Source organism: Modestobacter sp. NPDC049651 (genome assembly GCF_040659695.1).
GTDB lineage: Bacteria > Actinomycetota > Actinomycetes > Mycobacteriales > Geodermatophilaceae > Modestobacter.
This window is the reverse complement of sequence record NZ_JBFAOG010000002.1, coordinates 171,058-186,544: the sequence shown is the minus strand read 5'-3', so window position 1 is coordinate 186,544 and position 15,487 is coordinate 171,058. Positions and strand designations below refer to the sequence as shown.

The 15,487-nt window shown below is 74.6% G+C and carries 14 protein-coding genes; 3 read left to right on the top strand and 11 right to left on the bottom strand.

Annotation, left to right across the window (positions count from 1 at the left end):
• Positions 1–54 precede the first annotated feature (54 nt).
• Entirely contained in the window at positions 55–3,087 is a 3,033-nt protein-coding gene (gene secA, locus AB0J00_RS04215) for a preprotein translocase subunit SecA (RefSeq protein ID WP_357740605.1), read from the bottom strand.
• An 85-nt stretch (positions 3,088–3,172) separates the two neighbouring features.
• Here secA and AB0J00_RS04210 point away from each other — a divergent pair, with 85 nt between their 5' ends.
• A complete protein-coding gene (locus tag AB0J00_RS04210; RefSeq protein WP_357740603.1) occupies positions 3,173–3,559 on the top strand; it encodes a TIGR03618 family F420-dependent PPOX class oxidoreductase in 387 nt (128 codons plus the stop codon).
• Between the two features lie 10 nt (positions 3,560–3,569).
• Entirely contained in the window at positions 3,570–4,121 is a 552-nt protein-coding gene (locus AB0J00_RS04205; protein ID WP_357740600.1) for a GNAT family N-acetyltransferase, read from the top strand.
• Positions 4,122–4,184: 63 nt separating this feature from the next.
• Here the strand turns inward: AB0J00_RS04205 and raiA are convergent, their stop codons facing one another.
• The 8 genes from raiA to AB0J00_RS04165 all read right to left on the bottom strand — a co-directional run bounded on the left by raiA (position 4,185) and on the right by AB0J00_RS04165 (position 14,103).
• Positions 4,185–4,871, bottom strand: coding sequence for a ribosome-associated translation inhibitor RaiA (raiA, locus tag AB0J00_RS04200; protein WP_357740597.1), 687 nt, complete (start codon positions 4,869–4,871; stop codon positions 4,185–4,187).
• A 69-nt stretch (positions 4,872–4,940) separates the two neighbouring features.
• Positions 4,941–5,771: a ComF family protein gene (locus AB0J00_RS04195; RefSeq protein WP_357740594.1), complete on the bottom strand. Its 831-nt coding sequence runs from the start codon at positions 5,769–5,771 to the stop codon at positions 4,941–4,943.
• Between the two features lie 95 nt (positions 5,772–5,866).
• A complete protein-coding gene (locus AB0J00_RS04190) occupies positions 5,867–7,576 on the bottom strand; it encodes an LpqB family beta-propeller domain-containing protein (protein ID WP_357740591.1) in 1,710 nt (569 codons plus the stop codon).
• Positions 7,573–9,312, bottom strand: coding sequence for an MtrAB system histidine kinase MtrB (gene mtrB / locus AB0J00_RS04185; RefSeq protein ID WP_357740588.1), 1,740 nt, complete (start codon positions 9,310–9,312; stop codon positions 7,573–7,575). The genes AB0J00_RS04190 and mtrB overlap by 4 nt, the downstream gene beginning before the upstream one ends.
• 19 nt (positions 9,313–9,331) lie before the next feature.
• Positions 9,332–10,039: an MtrAB system response regulator MtrA gene (gene mtrA / locus AB0J00_RS04180; RefSeq protein WP_357740585.1), complete on the bottom strand. Its 708-nt coding sequence runs from the start codon at positions 10,037–10,039 to the stop codon at positions 9,332–9,334.
• A gap of 146 nt (positions 10,040–10,185) precedes the next feature.
• Complete coding sequence (gene ahcY / locus AB0J00_RS04175; RefSeq protein WP_357740582.1) at positions 10,186–11,670, bottom strand: adenosylhomocysteinase; 1,485 nt, start codon at positions 11,668–11,670, stop codon at positions 10,186–10,188.
• A gap of 179 nt (positions 11,671–11,849) precedes the next feature.
• The gene (gene manA / locus AB0J00_RS04170) at positions 11,850–13,025 is read right to left on the bottom strand and encodes a mannose-6-phosphate isomerase, class I (protein ID WP_357740579.1); all 1,176 of its coding nucleotides are present in this window, start codon (positions 13,023–13,025) and stop codon (positions 11,850–11,852) included.
• Between the two features lie 52 nt (positions 13,026–13,077).
• Positions 13,078–14,103 carry a cation diffusion facilitator family transporter gene (locus tag AB0J00_RS04165; protein ID WP_357740576.1) on the bottom strand — a complete coding sequence of 342 codons (1,026 nt, stop codon included), beginning with the start codon at positions 14,101–14,103 and terminating at the stop codon, positions 13,078–13,080.
• Between AB0J00_RS04165 and AB0J00_RS04160 the strand changes: the two genes are divergently transcribed.
• The gene (locus AB0J00_RS04160; RefSeq protein WP_357740573.1) at positions 14,012–14,200 is read left to right on the top strand and encodes a pentapeptide repeat-containing protein; all 189 of its coding nucleotides are present in this window, start codon (positions 14,012–14,014) and stop codon (positions 14,198–14,200) included. The two genes, AB0J00_RS04165 and AB0J00_RS04160, sit on opposite strands and share 92 nt — an antisense overlap.
• Here the strand turns inward: AB0J00_RS04160 and AB0J00_RS04155 are convergent.
• Together AB0J00_RS04155 and AB0J00_RS04150 are read right to left on the bottom strand one after the other, a co-directional pair.
• On the bottom strand, positions 14,145–15,290 hold the full coding sequence (locus tag AB0J00_RS04155; RefSeq protein WP_357740570.1) for an SIS domain-containing protein: 1,146 nt from the start codon (positions 15,288–15,290) through the stop codon (positions 14,145–14,147). The genes AB0J00_RS04160 and AB0J00_RS04155 overlap by 56 nt on opposite strands.
• A gap of 13 nt (positions 15,291–15,303) precedes the next feature.
• On the bottom strand, positions 15,304–15,471 hold the full coding sequence (locus tag AB0J00_RS04150) for a Trm112 family protein (RefSeq protein WP_357741347.1): 168 nt from the start codon (positions 15,469–15,471) through the stop codon (positions 15,304–15,306).
• Positions 15,472–15,487: the final 16 nt, after the last annotated feature.

Genomic DNA, 15,487 nt, shown 5'->3' with positions numbered 1-15,487 from the left:
CGACGCCCCGCCGACCACGTGGTCGGCGGGGCGTCGTGCGTCAGGCGGTCGGCGTCAGCTGGCGCCGGCAGCGCCGTGGCACTGCTTGTACTTCTTGCCGCTCCCGCACGGGCAGGGTGCGTTGCGCGGGGTCTCCTTGGTGCCGGTGACCGTCGCGGTCTTCGCCGCCTTGGCCTTGCCGCCGTCCTTCGGCGAGGCGTCCAGGCTCGGGGCGCTGTAGCTCAGCTGCTGCTGCTTCGGCGCGCCCAGACCCTTCACCTGCAGGTCCGGGCCGGTGCCGGTGTGCACCGGCTCCTCCGGGGCCTCGGTGCGGGCCTCCGCCACCGGCGCGGCCGGCTTCCGGCTGCGCCGGGCCGAGCCCTGGGTGCCGGTCGGCACCGGCGTCACCGGCGCCTCGGTGGCGGCAGCGCGCGCCGCGGCCTCCTGGTCGGCGGCCGCCTGCGCCGCCGCCTCCTGCACCGCAGCCTCCTGGACCGCGGCCTGCTCGGCGGCCTGGCGGGCGAGCACCCGCTCGGTGCCGGCCTGCGCGGCGGCCAGGGCCTTGGCCTCCGCCTCGGCCTGCGCCGCGGCGGCCTCGGCGTCCTGCTGCTCCTGGGTCTTGACCTCCAGGTTGAACAGGAACCCGACCGACTCCTCCTTGATGCCGTCGAGCATCGCGTTGAACATGTCGTAGCCCTCGCGCTGGTACTCCACGACCGGGTCGCGGTTGGCCATCGCGCGCAGGTGGATGCCGGCCCGCAGGTAGTCCATCTCGTACAGGTGCTCGCGCCACTTGCGGTCCAGCACGCTGAGCAGCACCCGCCGCTCCAGCTCGCGCATGACCTCGCTGCCCAGCGTCTCCTCGCGGGTCGCGTAGGCGGCGTGCGCGTCGGCGACCAGCTCGTCCTTCAGCGTCCCGGCCTCCAGCGCGGCCTGCTCGCCGTCGGCGACGCGGTCCAGCAGCTCCTGCTTGTCCAGGCCCACCGGGTACAGCGCCTTGAGGCCGGTCCACAGCTGGTCGAGGTCCCAGTCCTCGGCGTAGCCGGTCTCGGTCGCGCCGTCCACGTAGGCGGCGACGACGTCGTCCAGCATGCGCTGCACCTGCTCGTGCAGGTCGGCGCCGTCGAGCACCTTGCGCCGCTCGTCGTAGATGACCGTGCGCTGCCGGTTGAGCACCTCGTCGTACTTCAGGACGTCCTTGCGGACCTCGAAGTTCTGCTGCTCGACCTGCGTCTGCGCCGACCGGATCGCCCGGCTGACCATCTTCGACTCGATCGGCTGGTCGTCGGGCACCCGCAGGGTGTTCATCATCGACTCGAGCATCGGGCCGTTGAACCGGCGCATCAGGTCGTCGCCCAGCGACAGGTAGAACCGGGACTCACCCGGGTCGCCCTGCCGGCCCGAGCGGCCGCGCAGCTGGTTGTCGATGCGGCGGCTCTCGTGCCGCTCGGTGCCCAGCACGTAGAGGCCGCCGGCCTCCACGACCTGCTCGTGCTCGGCCTTGACCTGCGCCTTGGCGTCGGCGAGCGCGTCGTCCCAGGCGGCCTCGTACTCGTCCGGGGTCTCCGACGGCGACAGGCCGCGGGCCCGCAGCGCCTCGTCGGCGATGAACTCCGGATTGCCGCCGAGCTGGATGTCGGTGCCGCGGCCGGCCATGTTGGTGGCCACCGTGACGCCGCCCGCGCGCCCGGCCTGGGCGATGATCGCCGCCTCCCGCGCGTGGTTCTTCGCGTTCAGCACCTCGTGCTTGATGCCGCGGCGCAGCAGGAACTTCGACAGCACCTCGGACTTCTCGACGCTGGCGGTGCCCACCAGGACGGGCTGGCCGGCCTCGTGCCGGTCGGCGATGTCGTCGACGACCGCCTCGAACTTCGCCTTCTCCGTCTTGTAGATGACGTCGGCGCGGTCCTCGCGGACCATCGGCCGGTTCGTCGGGATCGGGACGACGCCCAGCTTGTAGGTCTGGTGCAGCTCGGCGGCCTCGGTCTGCGCCGTGCCGGTCATCCCGGCGAGCTTCTCGTAGAGCCGGAAGTAGTTCTGCAGGGTGATCGTGGCGAGCGTCTGGTTCTCGTCCTTGATCTCCACGCGCTCCTTGGCCTCGATGGCCTGGTGCATGCCCTCGTTGTAGCGACGGCCGGCCAGCACGCGGCCGGTGAACTCGTCGACGATGAGCACCTCGCCGTTGGAGACGATGTACTGCTGGTCCTTCTTGAACAGCTCCTTGGCCTTCAGGGCGTTGTTCAGGTAGCCGATCAGCGGGGTGTTGACCGCCTCGTAGAGGTTCTCGATGCCGAGCTGGTCCTCGACGAACTCGACGCCCTCCTCGGTGATGGCGACGGTCCGCTTGCTCTCCTCGACCTCGTAGTGCCGGTCGCGCTTCATCAGCGGGGCGATGCGGGCGAACTCGCCGTACCAGCGGGCGCTGGACTCGGCCGGGCCGCTGATGATCAGCGGGGTGCGGGCCTCGTCGATGAGGATCGAGTCGACCTCGTCGACGATCGCGTAGTGGTGGCCGCGCTGCACCAGGTCGCCCTTGGTCCAGGCCATGTTGTCGCGCAGGTAGTCGAAGCCGAACTCGTTGTTCGTGCCGTAGGTGATGTCGCAGCCGTACTGTGCCCGGCGGTCGTCCGGGCGCTGCCCGGACACGATCGTGCCCACCGTCAGCCCGAGGAAGCGGTGGATGCGGCCCATGTTCTCCGCGTCGCGGGCGGCCAGGTAGTCGTTGGTCGTCACGATGTGGACGCCGTCGCCGGTGAGGCCGTTGAGGTAGGCCGGCAGCACACCGGTCAGCGTCTTGCCCTCACCGGTCTTCATCTCGGCGATGTTGCCCAGGTGCAGCGCCGCGCCGCCCATCAGCTGCACCTTGAAGTGCCGCTGCCCGAGCGTCCGGGTGGCCGCCTCGCGGACGACCGCGAAGGCCTCCGGCAGCAGCTGGTCCAGCGTCTCGCCGTCGGCGTAGCGCTCCTTGAACTCGTCGGTCTTCGCGCGCAGCTCGGCGTCGGTCAGGTCGGCGAAGTCGTCGGCCAGCGCGTCGACAGCATCCGCGATCTTCGACAGCCGCCGGACTTGTGCGCCTTCGCCGGCGCGCAGGATCTTGGAGAACACCACGGCCCCAGCGTAGGCGGCGCAGCTGGGAGGTGGCTCCCGGCGAGCGAGATCGGGTACCCCGATTCGTCGTCCGTACGCTCCCGACGTGCCCCGGGACCTCTCCGACCCCTCCCTGCTCAGCTTCCTCACCGAGCGTCACCTGGCGACGCTGACCACGTTGCGCGCCGACGGCAGCCCGCACGTCACGCCGGTCGGGGTCACCGTCGACACCGCCACCGGCACCGCCCGGGTGATCTGCTCGGGCACCTCGGCGAAGGCCCGGCACGTGCGCGCCGGGCAGCAGCGGGTGGCGGTCTGCCAGGTCGACGGCCGCCGCTGGGTCACGCTCGAGGGGACGGCGGTCGTGCGCGACGACCGGCCTGCGGTGGCCGACGCCGAGGCGCGCTACGCGCAGCGGTACCGCACGCCGCGGGAGAACCCGGCCCGCGTCGTCGTCGAGATCGCGGTGGACCGGGTGCTCGGCTCCTGGTGAGGATGCCCGGGTGGACCTCACCGGCATCGACCTGACCACCGAGACGATCGGCACCGAGCGGCTGCTGCTGCGCCCGCTGCGCGCGGACGACGTCGCGGCCGTGCACGCCGGCTGCCAGGACCCCGCGGTGCAGCGCTGGATCAACATCCCGGTGCCCTACACCCGCGCGGACGCCGAGGCCTTCGTCGCCGCGGACTCCCCGGCGGAGCGCCGGGCCGGGACCGGCACCAACCTGGCCATCGAGGTCGGCGGTGAGCTGGTCGGCTGCATCGGCGTGCACCGGATCGGTCAGCACCCCCTCGGCCCGGAGATCGGCTACTGGGTGGGCCCGCAGGGGCGCGGCCACGGCTACGCGGCGGAGAGCGCCCACGCGCTGGCCGAGTGGGCGCTGGGCCTGGGAGCGCCTCGGGTCTACCTGGTCGCCGACGTCGGCAACACCGGCTCGCAGTCGGTGGCCCGGGCCGCCGGGTTCACCCAGGAGGGCGTGCTGCGCTCCTACCTCACCTACCGCGACGGCACCCGTGGGGACGCCGCGCTGTTCGCCCGGCTGCCGGGCGACTGACCCCGGACGCGCGGCGGGCCGCCTCCCACGGCTGGGAGGCGGCCCGCGCGATCGGGGACGAGGTCAGACCGGCGCCGGCACGGCGGCGGCCCGCGGGGCGGACACGTGCTCGGCTGCGGGCACCGTCGCCCCGAGCCGGATCAGCCCGTAGTCGAAGGCGTGCCGCCGGTAGACCACCGACGGCTGGCCGGTGTCGGCGCAGAGGAACAGGAAGAAGTCGTGACCGACCAGCTCCATCTCGTAGAGGGCCTGGTCGACCGTCATGGGGGTGGCCGGGTGCGACTTCTCGCGCACGATCCGGCCGGGGAGGTGCTCGTCGAGGTCGGTCACCAGCGGGGTCTCCGCGTCGGTGAGCGCCTTCTCGCGGGCGAGCGCGTCGACGGCGGGTTCCGCGGACGCGAGGGGGGAGCCGTCGAGCCGCACGCTGGTGGGGGTGCGACGGCCGTGGTGCACGCGGCGGCGGTCGGCCGCCCGGCGCATGCGGTTCTCCAGCTTCTGCGCGGCGAGCTCGAGCGCCGCGTAGAAGTCGGGCGCGCACGCCTCGGCGCGCGCGACCGGGCCCTTGCCGCGGAGGGTGATCTCCACCCGCTGGCAGTTGGCCGACTGACGGGGGTTGTTCTCGTGCAGCAGTTCCACGTCGATGCGGATCAGCTTGCCGTCGAAGCGCTCGAGCTGCCCGACCTTGTCCTCGACGTGCTGGCGGAAGTGCTCGGGCACTTCCACGTTCCGACCACGGACCACGATCTCCATGAGACCTCCCGGTTCGAGGGGTGTGATCGATCCGACGCTAGCTCCCGGACGCCGGTACCGACACTTGGATCAACGCCGCCCTCCGGCTCCCGGTGCCCGGCGGACGGCGAAGGTCACGGCCCGCCCGGGCCCGGGCGCTGCCGGTGACCGGCCTCCCTCCGCGACGGCCGGACGGCGGGGCGTCGCCGCGACCACCGCGGCGAGCACCGGCCCGGCGGGTCGCGCCGCGCCGTTCCCGGCCGCCAGCACCCGGGCCGCCTCGGTGAGCGTCGCGCCGGAGCTGACCACGTCGTCGACGACCACCCACCGGGCGCCTGCGGGCCACCCGCCGCGGGGCGGGCGCAGCCGGAACCGGCCGGCCAGGTTGGCCCGGCGCTCGGCGGCGTCGAGCCCGGCCGAGTCGACCGTCCCGCGGGTGCGCGCCAGCACGAGCGCCGTGCGCGCGGGCACCCCCGCCCGGCGCAGGTCACCGGCCGCGGCCCGGGCCAGCTCCCGCACGTGGTCGCGCCCGCGCCGGCGCACCGCGGCGGCCGACGAGGGCACCGGCACCAGCAGCACCGGCCCGCCGGGCCGCTCGGCCGGCCCGGTCAGCACCGCGGCCACCGCGAGCGCGAGCGCCGCGCCCAGCGGCCCGGCCAGCTCCGCCCTCCCCCGCTCCTTGAAGGCGGCCACCACCGGGCGCACCGGCCCGGCGTAGCGGCCGGCGGCCACGGTCGGCGGGAAGCCCGGCGGGTGCCGCCGCGGTGCGGCCACGTGCAGGTCGGTGAGCAGCGCACAGCACGTCCCGCAGAGCACCGCACCCGGGCGGGCGCAGCCGGCGCAGACCCGGGGCAGCACCAGGTCGACCAGCCCGTCGACCAGCCCGTCGACCAGCCCGTCGACGAGCAGCGACCGGGCCACGCCGCCAGCCTGCCGCCCGGCGGGCCGCCGCCCGCCCGACCGCGGCCGGCTGGGGGAACGGCGACGGGCTGGGGACGGCCGCGGGCGCCGGCCGGTCAGAGCGGGTAGAAGGGGTCCGTGCCCGGCAGCGGCTCGGCGCCGCGCACCAGCGTCGTCCAGGTGCCGCCCTGCAGCTGCCACATCGTGCCGCCGGCGCTGACCAGCGGCTCCCGGGTGGGCGCCGCGGCCAGCGAGGTCGGGTCGCCCGGCGGGAGCCCGGCGGTGGTCACGCCGGAGAGGTCCCAGCCGTCGACGTCGACGCTGTAGGGCACGGTGCGCTGGTCGCTCGGGTCACCGGCGAGCAGCAGCAGCGTGCCCGCGTTGCGCCATGCGACGTCCACGGTGTGCCGCAGCGTGGGGGTGACGGCGCGCAGGTCGCGCACGCTCACGCTCTCGTCGTCCCGGACGACGCTGCCGACGAACAGCTGGCCGCCCGAGCCACCGGACTCGATGACCACGGCCACCCGGACGCCGTCCGGCGAGAGCTGCAGCTGCGTCACCCGGCCCAGGCCCGCGAGGGTGGGCGCGGTGACGGTCTGCGCCGGACCGCCGGCGGGCACCCGCACGACCTCGGCGCCGTCCCGCACCGTCCACGCCTCCGCACGGGTGATCGCCGTCGACGGCGGGGTGAAGCTGCCGCCGGTGAGCACCGGGTTGAGCACGTCGCCGTAGGTGCCGGTCCACAGCGTCGCCTGCCCGTTGGCGGCGGAGACCGCGGTGGTCACCGACAGCGCGCCGGTGCGCGGGTCGGTCGTCACCGCGGCCGAGGTGAGCCCGTAGCTGCCCGTGCCGGCCGGGCCGGGGGCGGCGGTGCCGTCGGCGCGGTAGAGCGCCCCGCCCCACAGGTAGTGCCCGACCGCGTCGATCGGCGCGGGGTCGGGGTCCAGCGAGGCGAAGTCGCCCGGGCTGACCAGCGAGGGGACGTGCGGCATCGGCTGGCCGTCGAGCAGCACCCGGACCCCGCCGACGTCGAGCTGGGCGAGGGTCCACACCAGCTGCGCGGCCAGCGCGGCCGCGGTGGCCTCCGACGGGTCGGCCAGGCCGGTGAGGTCGACGGTCGCGGTGCGGGCGTCGACGGTGACGGTGCTGCGCAGCTCCGCGCCGGACAGCCCGTTCACGACCGCGGCGTTGAGCGCCGGGCTGGGGCCGTCCAGCAACCGCTCCACCAGCGAGCTCAGCTGGGCGCCGCCGCTGACCAGGTACCTCGGGTCGGGCACCACCCGGCTGCCGGTCGGGTCGAGGAAGTAGACGTCGAGCTGGTCGTAGGTGCGGGCGAAGTCGGGCTCGGCGAGCACCAGGCCGTCGGGCGGGTCGGCGATGCGCCACTCCCCCTGCTCCTTGGTCACGGTGAACGTGCGCGCGTACGCCGAGCCGCCGCCGACGGTGAACACGCCGTGGGAGTCGACGGTGCCGGCCAGGTCGCCGGTCACCTGCACGGTGCCGCCGCTGGCGGGCACGGCCGCGTAGCCGGACTCGACCACGGTCACCCCGTCGCTGTCGGACCAGGTGCGGGCGGCGTCCCGGGTGAGGTACTGGCGGGCCACCGGGTGGCTGCGGGTGGTGCTCGCGTTCGCGTCGATGAAGCCGCGCACCACCTCCTCGGGGGTGGCACCACGCTCCGGGGCCGGCGCCTCGATGCCCACCTCGCCGCTGGGCTCGGCGACCTGGGTGATCTGCACGGTCGGCGAGCTGGACGGCACGGTCGAGCACCCGGTCAGCACCCCGGCGACCAGGACGGCGAGGACGGCGGGCAGGCGGCGGCTCACGGCTGCTCCTCCCCGGCGGCGGGCCGGGACGCCGCCCAGCCGGTGGGCCGCAGCGGCAGCGGCGAGCTGGTGAGCTCCCCACCGGCCACCAGCGGGAGGGTGAGCCGGAACTGGGCGCCCTGCCCCGGCCGACCCCAGACCTGCAGCCAGCCGCCGTGCAGCCGGGCATCCTCGAGGCTGATGGACAGGCCGAGCCCGCTGCCACCGAGGCTGCGCACCCGGGCCGGGTCGGCCCGCCAGAAGCGGTCGAAGACGTGCTGGGCGTCGGCGGCGCTGAGCCCCACGCCGTGGTCGCGGACGGTGACCGCGGTGGCGGCCTCCGAGGCGGCCAGGGTGATCTCCACCGACCGGCCGGCGCCGTGCTCGAGGGCGTTGCCGACCAGGTTGCGCAGCACCCGCTCCACCCGCCGTCCGTCGACCTCGGCGACCACGGCGGTCTCCGGGATGCTCACCAGCAGCGGGCAGTCCAGCCGGGCGGCCAGCGGCCGCATCCCGTCGACGACCCGCAGCACGAGCTGGCCGAGGTCCTGCTGCTCGGCGTCGAGCACGGCGGCCCCGGCGTCGTACCGGCTGATCTCCAGCAGGTCGGCCAGCAGCACCTCGAAGCGGTCCAGCTCGGCACGCAGCAGCTCCGCGGAGCGGGCCAGCGCCGGGTCGAAGTCGGCGCGCGCCTCGTGCAGCACGTCGGCGGCCATCGACACGGTGGTCAGCGGGGTGCGCAGCTCGTGGGAGACGTCGGAGGTGAACCGCTGCTGCAGCTGGGAGAGGCCCTCCAGCTGGGTGATCTGCTTCTGCAGGCTGTCGGCCATCGCGTTGAAGCTGGTGGCCAGCCGGGCCAGGTCGTCCTCCCCGCGCACCGCGAGGCGCTCCTCCAGGTGGCCCTCGGCCAGCCGCTGGGCGCTGCCGGCCGCGCGGCGCACCGGGTCGACCACCAGCCGGGTGACCAGCACGCCGATGCCGACCACGAACAGCGTGAGCACGACCCCGCAGATCGCGACGGTGCTGCGGATCAGCTGCAGGCTCTCCTGCTCCTGGTCCAGCGGGAAGGCGAAGTACAGCTCCACCCGGTCGCCGCTGGCGCCGTCGCTGGGCACCGGCGCGCCGACCAGCAGGGTCGGCACCGGGTTGCCCTCGGCGTCGGGGACCGTCGCGTAGCGGTAGGCCTGCGCGCCGGCGGTGACCTGCGCGCGCAGGTCGCCGGGCAGCGACTCGTACACCTGGGCGCGGCTGGACGCCGGGCTGACCTGGTCGCCGCTGCGGTAGACCATCACGACGTCGAAGTCGCCGGCCGCGCCACCGCGCGACTTCAGCCCCGACACGGTGCGGCTGAGCGTCGACCGGACGCTCGCCGAGTCACCGGCCGCGATGCCCGCGACCTCGGTCTGGGCGTAGCTCACCCCGGCCAGCGACTGGTCGACGGCGGCCTGCCGCTTGACCTGCAGCAGCTGGTCGCTGATCTGCCGGAACAGCACCAGGCTGACGATCACCACGACCACGCCGGCGACCACCATGGTGATCGCGCCGACGCGGACCTGCAGCGACGACCGCCAGGCGCGCCCGGCGCGCTGCCCGACCCGGCGGGCCAGCAGCTCGGCCCGCCGCGCGGTCGCGCGGACCTGCTCGCGCCAGGCGCCGGGCTCGGCGGCGGCCGGCGGCGCCGGGGCGGCCGCCGGTGGATCGGACGGCGCGTCGGCGAGCCCGGTCAGCTCGCCGCTGCGCGCCAGGTCGGAGCTCACGGCGTCCCGGTGCCCCCGGTCACGGTGGGCCCGCCTTGTAGCCGACCCCGCGCACGGTCAGCACGACCTCGGGCCGCTCGGGGTCGCGCTCGACCTTCGCGCGCAGCCGTTGCACGTGCACGTTGACCAGCCGGGTGTCGGCGGCGTGCCGGTAACCCCACACCTGCTCGAGCAGCAGCTCGCGGGTGAACACCTGGCGGGGCTTGCGGGCCAGCGCCACCAGCAGGTCGAACTCCAGCGGCGTCAGCGGGATCGGCGTGCCGTCGCGGGACACCTGGTGCGCGGGGACGTCGATGGTCAGGTCGCCGATGGTCAGGCTCTCGGCCTGGCCGGTCTCGCCGCGGCGGAGCTGGGCCCGCACCCGGGCGACCAGCTCGACGGGCTTGAAGGGCTTGGTGACGTAGTCGTCGGCGCCGGCCTCCAGCCCCTGGACGACGTCCACCGTGTCGCCCTTGGCGGTGAGCATGACGATCGGCACGGTCGACTGGCTGCGGATGTCCTGGCAGATCTGCAGGCCGTTGCGCCCGGGCAGCATCAGGTCCAGCAGCACGATGTCGGGGCGCACCTGCTGGAACGTCGCGACGGCACGGGCACCGTCGGAGACGAACGCGGGCTCGTAGCCCTCGCGGCGCAGGACGATGCCGAGCATCTCGGCCAGGGCGGCGTCGTCGTCGACCACGAGGACGCGACCGCGGCTCGACCCGTTGCTGGGGGCGGAAGGTGGCACGGCGCCATTGTGCGCGATCAGCCGCGTCCTGCCGTCGTCCGACCACCCTTGCGGAGGACGATCGTGCAGATGTTGCCCACCGGCACGCCGGGGAACGGCGGGCCAGCGGGCAACACCTGCACGGTCACCGCGGGGCGCAGACCCCGTCAGTAGCGGTAGTGGTCGCTCTTATACGGGCCCTCGACGGGGACGCCGAGGTAGTCGGCCTGCACCTTGGACAGCTCGGTGAGCTTGACGCCCAGCGCGCCGAGGTGGAGCCGGGCGACCTTCTCGTCGAGCACCTTGGGCAGCACGGTGACGCCGGGCGTCTTGCCCTCGTAGGCCGCGCGGTTGGCCCACAGCTCGATCTGGGCGAGCGTCTGGTTGGAGAACGACGCGCTCATCACGAAGCTCGGGTGGCCGGTGGCGTTGCCGAGGTTCAGCAGCCGGCCCTCGGAGAGCACGATGATCGTGTGGCCGTCGGCGAACCGCCACTCGTCGACCTGCGGCTTGATGTTGGTCCTCGTGACGCCCGGGGTGCGGGCCAGACCGGCGATGTCGATCTCGTTGTCGAAGTGGCCGATGTTCCCGATGATCGCCTGGTGCTTGGTCGCGGCCAGCTGCTCGGCGGAGATGATGTCCCGGTTGCCGGTCGCGGTGATGATGATGTCGGCCTTGCCGATCACCTCGTCGAGCGTGGTGACCTCGTAGCCGTGCATCGCGGCCTGCAGCGCGTTGATCGGGTCGATCTCGGTGACGATGACCCGGGCGCCCTGGCCGCGCAGCGACTCGGCGCAGCCCTTGCCGACGTCGCCGTAGCCGCAGACGACGGCGACCTTGCCGCCGATCATCACGTCGGTGGCCCGGTTGAGGCCGTCGATCAGCGAGTGCCGGCAGCCGTAGAGGTTGTCGAACTTGCTCTTGGTGACCGAGTCGTTGACGTTGATCGCCGGGAACAGCAGCCGGCCGTCGCGGGCGAGCTCGTACAGCCGCAGGACGCCGGTGGTGGTCTCCTCGGTGACGCCCTTGATGCCCTGGCCGATGCGAGTCCAGTACTGCCCGTCGGTGGCCAGGGTGCCGCGCAGCACGTCGAGGATGACGCCGTACTCCTCGGAGTCGGCCCCGGTGGTGTCCGGGACGGCGCCGTCGGCCTCGAACCGGGTGCCCAGGTGCACCAGCAGGGTGGCGTCGCCGCCGTCGTCCAGCACCATGTTCGGGCCGACGACCTCGCCGGCCTCGTCACGGAACTCGAACAGGCGCTGGGTGCACCACCAGTACTCCTCCAGCGTCTCGCCCTTCCAGGCGAAGACCGGGACGCCGGCGGGCTGCTCGGCGGTGCCGTCGCCGACGACGATCGCCGCGGCGGCGTGGTCCTGGGTGGAGAAGATGTTGCAGCTGACCCAGCGGACGTCGGCGCCGAGCGCGGTCAGCGTCTCGATGAGCACGGCGGTCTGGATGGTCATGTGCAGCGAGCCGGCGATCCGGGCGCCGGCCAGCGGCTGCTCGTCGGCGTACTCGGCGCGCAGCGCCATGAGGCCGGGCATCTCGTGCTCGGCGAGCTGGATTTCCTTGCGGCCGAAGCCGGCGAGGGAGAGGTCGGCGACCTTGAAGTCGCCGTCGGTCAGTACACGGGTGCCGGTGCTGGCGGTCATGTCGCTCCAGTGATCGGCCCACCCCGGTCGGGCGGACGCAGTCGGTCGCTGTGGGGGCCCCGGCGCGGGAGGCGCGGGCGGGGCGAGCGAGCATGCCGAGGCTTCGGCGGGGCTCGTGCCGTCGACGAGCGTACCGCCCGGCGCCGTCCCGGGGGCTCCCCCGGAGCGGGGAACGGGCGTCAGGGGCGGGCGGTGGTGGCCCGGTAGAGGACGGCGGGGCCGGCGGCCGACAGCGGCTGCCCGGCCGGCACGAACGCCGCCTGCCCGCGCTCGAGCACGATGGTCGCCTCGGCGGCGGTGAGCTTGACAGACCCCTCGGTGCACAGCAGCAGCTGCGGCCCGGCCGTGGTCAGCACGCCCGGGTCGTCGCCGATCTGGCAGCGGGTCAGGTCGAAGTCGTCGACCGGCACCGGGTAGCGCAGCCCGCCGGGGCCGAGCACCGGGTGCAGCACCGGGATCTTGCCGTCGGTGAAGTCCAGCACCTCGATCAGCGCCGCCAGGTCGACGTGCTTGCTGGTCAGCCCGCCGCGCAGCACGTTGTCGGAGCTGGCCATCACCTCGATGCCGGCGCCGGACAGGTAGGCGTGCAGGTTGCCGGCGGGCAGGTAGACGGCCTCACCCGGGTCGAGCTTGAGGTGGTTGCACAGCAGCGAGATGACCACGCCGGGGTCGCCGGGGTAGCTCTCGGCCAGCGTGGCCGCCCACCGGTAGGTGTTGATGAACTCCGGGTCGTGGGCGGCGACGAACGACGCCGCCTTCCGCGCGACCGCCGTCACCAGCGACTCGCGGCGCAGGTCCGACAGCGCGAGCAGCTGCGGGATCGCGGTCTGCAGCCCGCCGTGGGCCAGCGCCGCGATGGTGGGCTTGAGCTCGGGCAGCTGCAGCTTGGCCAGGCAGTGCAGCGACTCCTCGAGCGGGCGGAACCCGCACAGCGCCTCGAAGGTCGTGACCGCGAGCAGCAGCTCCGGCTTGTGGTACGGGTCCTTGAAGGTGCGGGTCGGGTCGTCGTGCGGGACGCCGGCCGCCTCCTCGGCGGCGTAGCCGGCCTCCGCCTGCGCGGTGGTCGGGTGCGCCTGCAGCGACAGCGGCCGGTCGGCGGCCAGCACCTTCATCAGGAACGGCAGCCGGTCACCGAACCGCTCCCGGACGCCGTCCCCCAGCAGCGGGCCGGGGTCGGTGCGGATCGCCTCGTCCAGCGAGCGGCCGTCGGCCAGCACGCTGGGCATGTCCGGGTGGGCGCCCACCCACAGCTCGGCGAACGGACGGTCGGCCGGCGTGGGCAGCCCGAGGAGCTCGGGGATCACCGTGGTGCTCCCCCACGGGTAGTGCCGCACGGTGCTCGTCAGCTGCCACATCGTCGGCGAGGTTACCGGCCGTGCGCGCCCTCGGGTGGGGTCGCGGGCAGGTTCACCCGACCGGGGGCTGCCCCGTCCCCGAAGGGGTGCCGGCCGTGCCCGGCCGGCGGATGTCGGGCTCCAGGTAGATCACCCGGGCGATCGGCTCGGCCGCCCGGATGCGCAGCTCGGCCTCGTCGATCGCCCGCGCCACGGCGGCGGCGGTGTCGTCGTGCCGGACGGCGATCTTCGCCGCGACCAGCAGCTCCTCGGGACCCAGGTGCTGGGTGCGCATGTGGATCACCGAGACCGTGCCGCCCTCCTCGAGCGCGGCGACGATCCGGCGCTGCGCGGCGGGGGTGGCGGACTCGCCGATCAGCAGGCTCTTGGTCTCCACGGCCAGGATCCCGGCCACGACGACCAGCAGCAGGCCGATCGCGATGGTGCCCAGGCCGTCCCAGGTGGTGTCACCGGTGGCCGCCGTCAGCCCCACGCCCAGCAGCGCGAGCACCAGGCCGGTCAGCGCGGCGGTGTCCTCGAGCAGCACGACGGGCAGCTCGGGGGCGCGGGCGTGCCGGATGAACCCCCACCAGCTCTCCCCCGGCTGCTTCACCGCGCTGGTCTCCTTGACCGCGGTGCGCAGCGAGAAGCTCTCCAGCGCGATGGCGACCAGCAGCACGATGATCGCGACGAGCTGCGACTCCGGCTCGCCGTGCTCGCGGAGCTTGTGCACGCCCTCGTAGATCGCGAACAGGCCACCCACGCTGAACAGCACGATCGCGACGATGAAGCTGTAGATGTACCGGTCGCGGCCGAAGCCGAACGGGTGCTCGGGGGTCGCCGCCCGCCGGGCCCGCTTGCCGCCGACCAGCAGCAGCACCTGGTTGCCCGAGTCGGCCACCGAGTGGATCGCCTCGGCGAGCATCGAGGAGGCGCCGGTGATCACGAAGGCGATGAACTTGGCGACGGCGATGCCGAGGTTGGCGCCCAGCGCCGCGAGGATCGCGGTGGTGCCACCGCCGTGGCCACCGCCGTGCTCACCGCCGCCGTGCCCACCGGCCGCCGGGGTCGGGTGGTCGCTCACGGGTGCATCGCTCATGGGTGCCTCGCTGGTGGGTGCATCGCCGCGGGGTGCAGTGCTCATGGGTGCAGGGCTCTCTCGTGGTCCAGGGCCAGGGCCAGGTAGACGGCGCTGAAGTCGGCGACGGCGAGCTGGCGGGCCAGCCGCACCAGCCGCGGGTGGCGCTCCGGCTCGCCGTGGTCGGCCAGCGCGCTGAGGGGGACGTTGCGGGCGGCCGCCACGCGGAGCAGCTCCTCCAGCGCCTCCGACGCGGAGTGCGGCTCGCGCTCGCCGGCGCCGTCGTCGTCGCCGGCGTGCGCGTCGCGCACGGTGATCAGCCGCAGCCGGCGGCCCTCGTCGTCCGCCCGGTCGCGGAAGAAGTCGTCCGCGCCCTCCTGCGGCGCGAGCGGCCCGCCGAGCACGGTGCGCGCGGCGACCCGCTGGTCGGGCAGCCGGTAGCTGGCGACCGGCAGCCCGGCCAGGGTGGCGAGCTGGTCGGCGACCCGCCCCGCGGCCGCGCCGGCCAGCGGGCCCTCGGCGGCGATCACCGGCAGCGCGTCGAGCAGCTCGAGCGCCAGCGTCTTGGCCGGGTTGCCGAACGACTCGCGGGCCGGCCCGCACTCGGCGGCCACCTCGTCGAGGGCGTCGGCGATCAGGTCGGGGTCGGCGACCTCGGCCGACACCAGCCCGAGGTCGCGGGCGAGCAGCAGCATCGGCGTGAGCAGCGACCACAGCGTGGTGTGCCGGACCCGGGACGCCGGCAGGGCCACGTACGGGAACCGGGCACCGGCGCAGGCCGCGTGCAGCGGTGCGTCCTCGGCGCCGATGCCGACCAGCGCGACCCCGCGGCGGGCGGCCTCGTAGGCCGGCGTGACGGCGTAGCGGCCGGCGCCGGTGCGGGTGGCGACGACGGCGATGTCCGAGGGGCCCATCCACACCGGCAGCGCCGGGCCGGGCACCACGTCGACGGTCACCGGGGAGGCCGGGCCGAGCAGCGCGCGCAGCACCGCGGCGGCCACCGCGCCCTCCCGGCGGGCGACGACGACCAGCCCGCGCGGCCGGCCGCCCGAGGTGACCCGGGACAGGTCGGCCTCCGCGGTCAGCCGGGCGGTCTCGCGCACCTGCGCGCCGGCGCCGGCGACCGCCGGCAGCAGCTCGCGGGGGTCGCGGGCGCGCAGCAGGTCGAGGTCGTCGAGGACCTCCTCCGCCAGCTCCGGCGACGTCATCGCCGCGGGCCCGTCACGACCGCCGCCGCGCCTCGTCCAGCAGCAGCACCGGGATGCCGTCGCGCACCGGGAACGCGCGGGAGCACGTCGGGCAGACCAGCTCGCCGGCCGCGACGTCGACCGTCAGCGGGCTGTGGTGCACGTCCGGGCAGGCGAGGATCTCCAGCAGCGCCGGGTCGATGCCCAGGGTCTCGGGG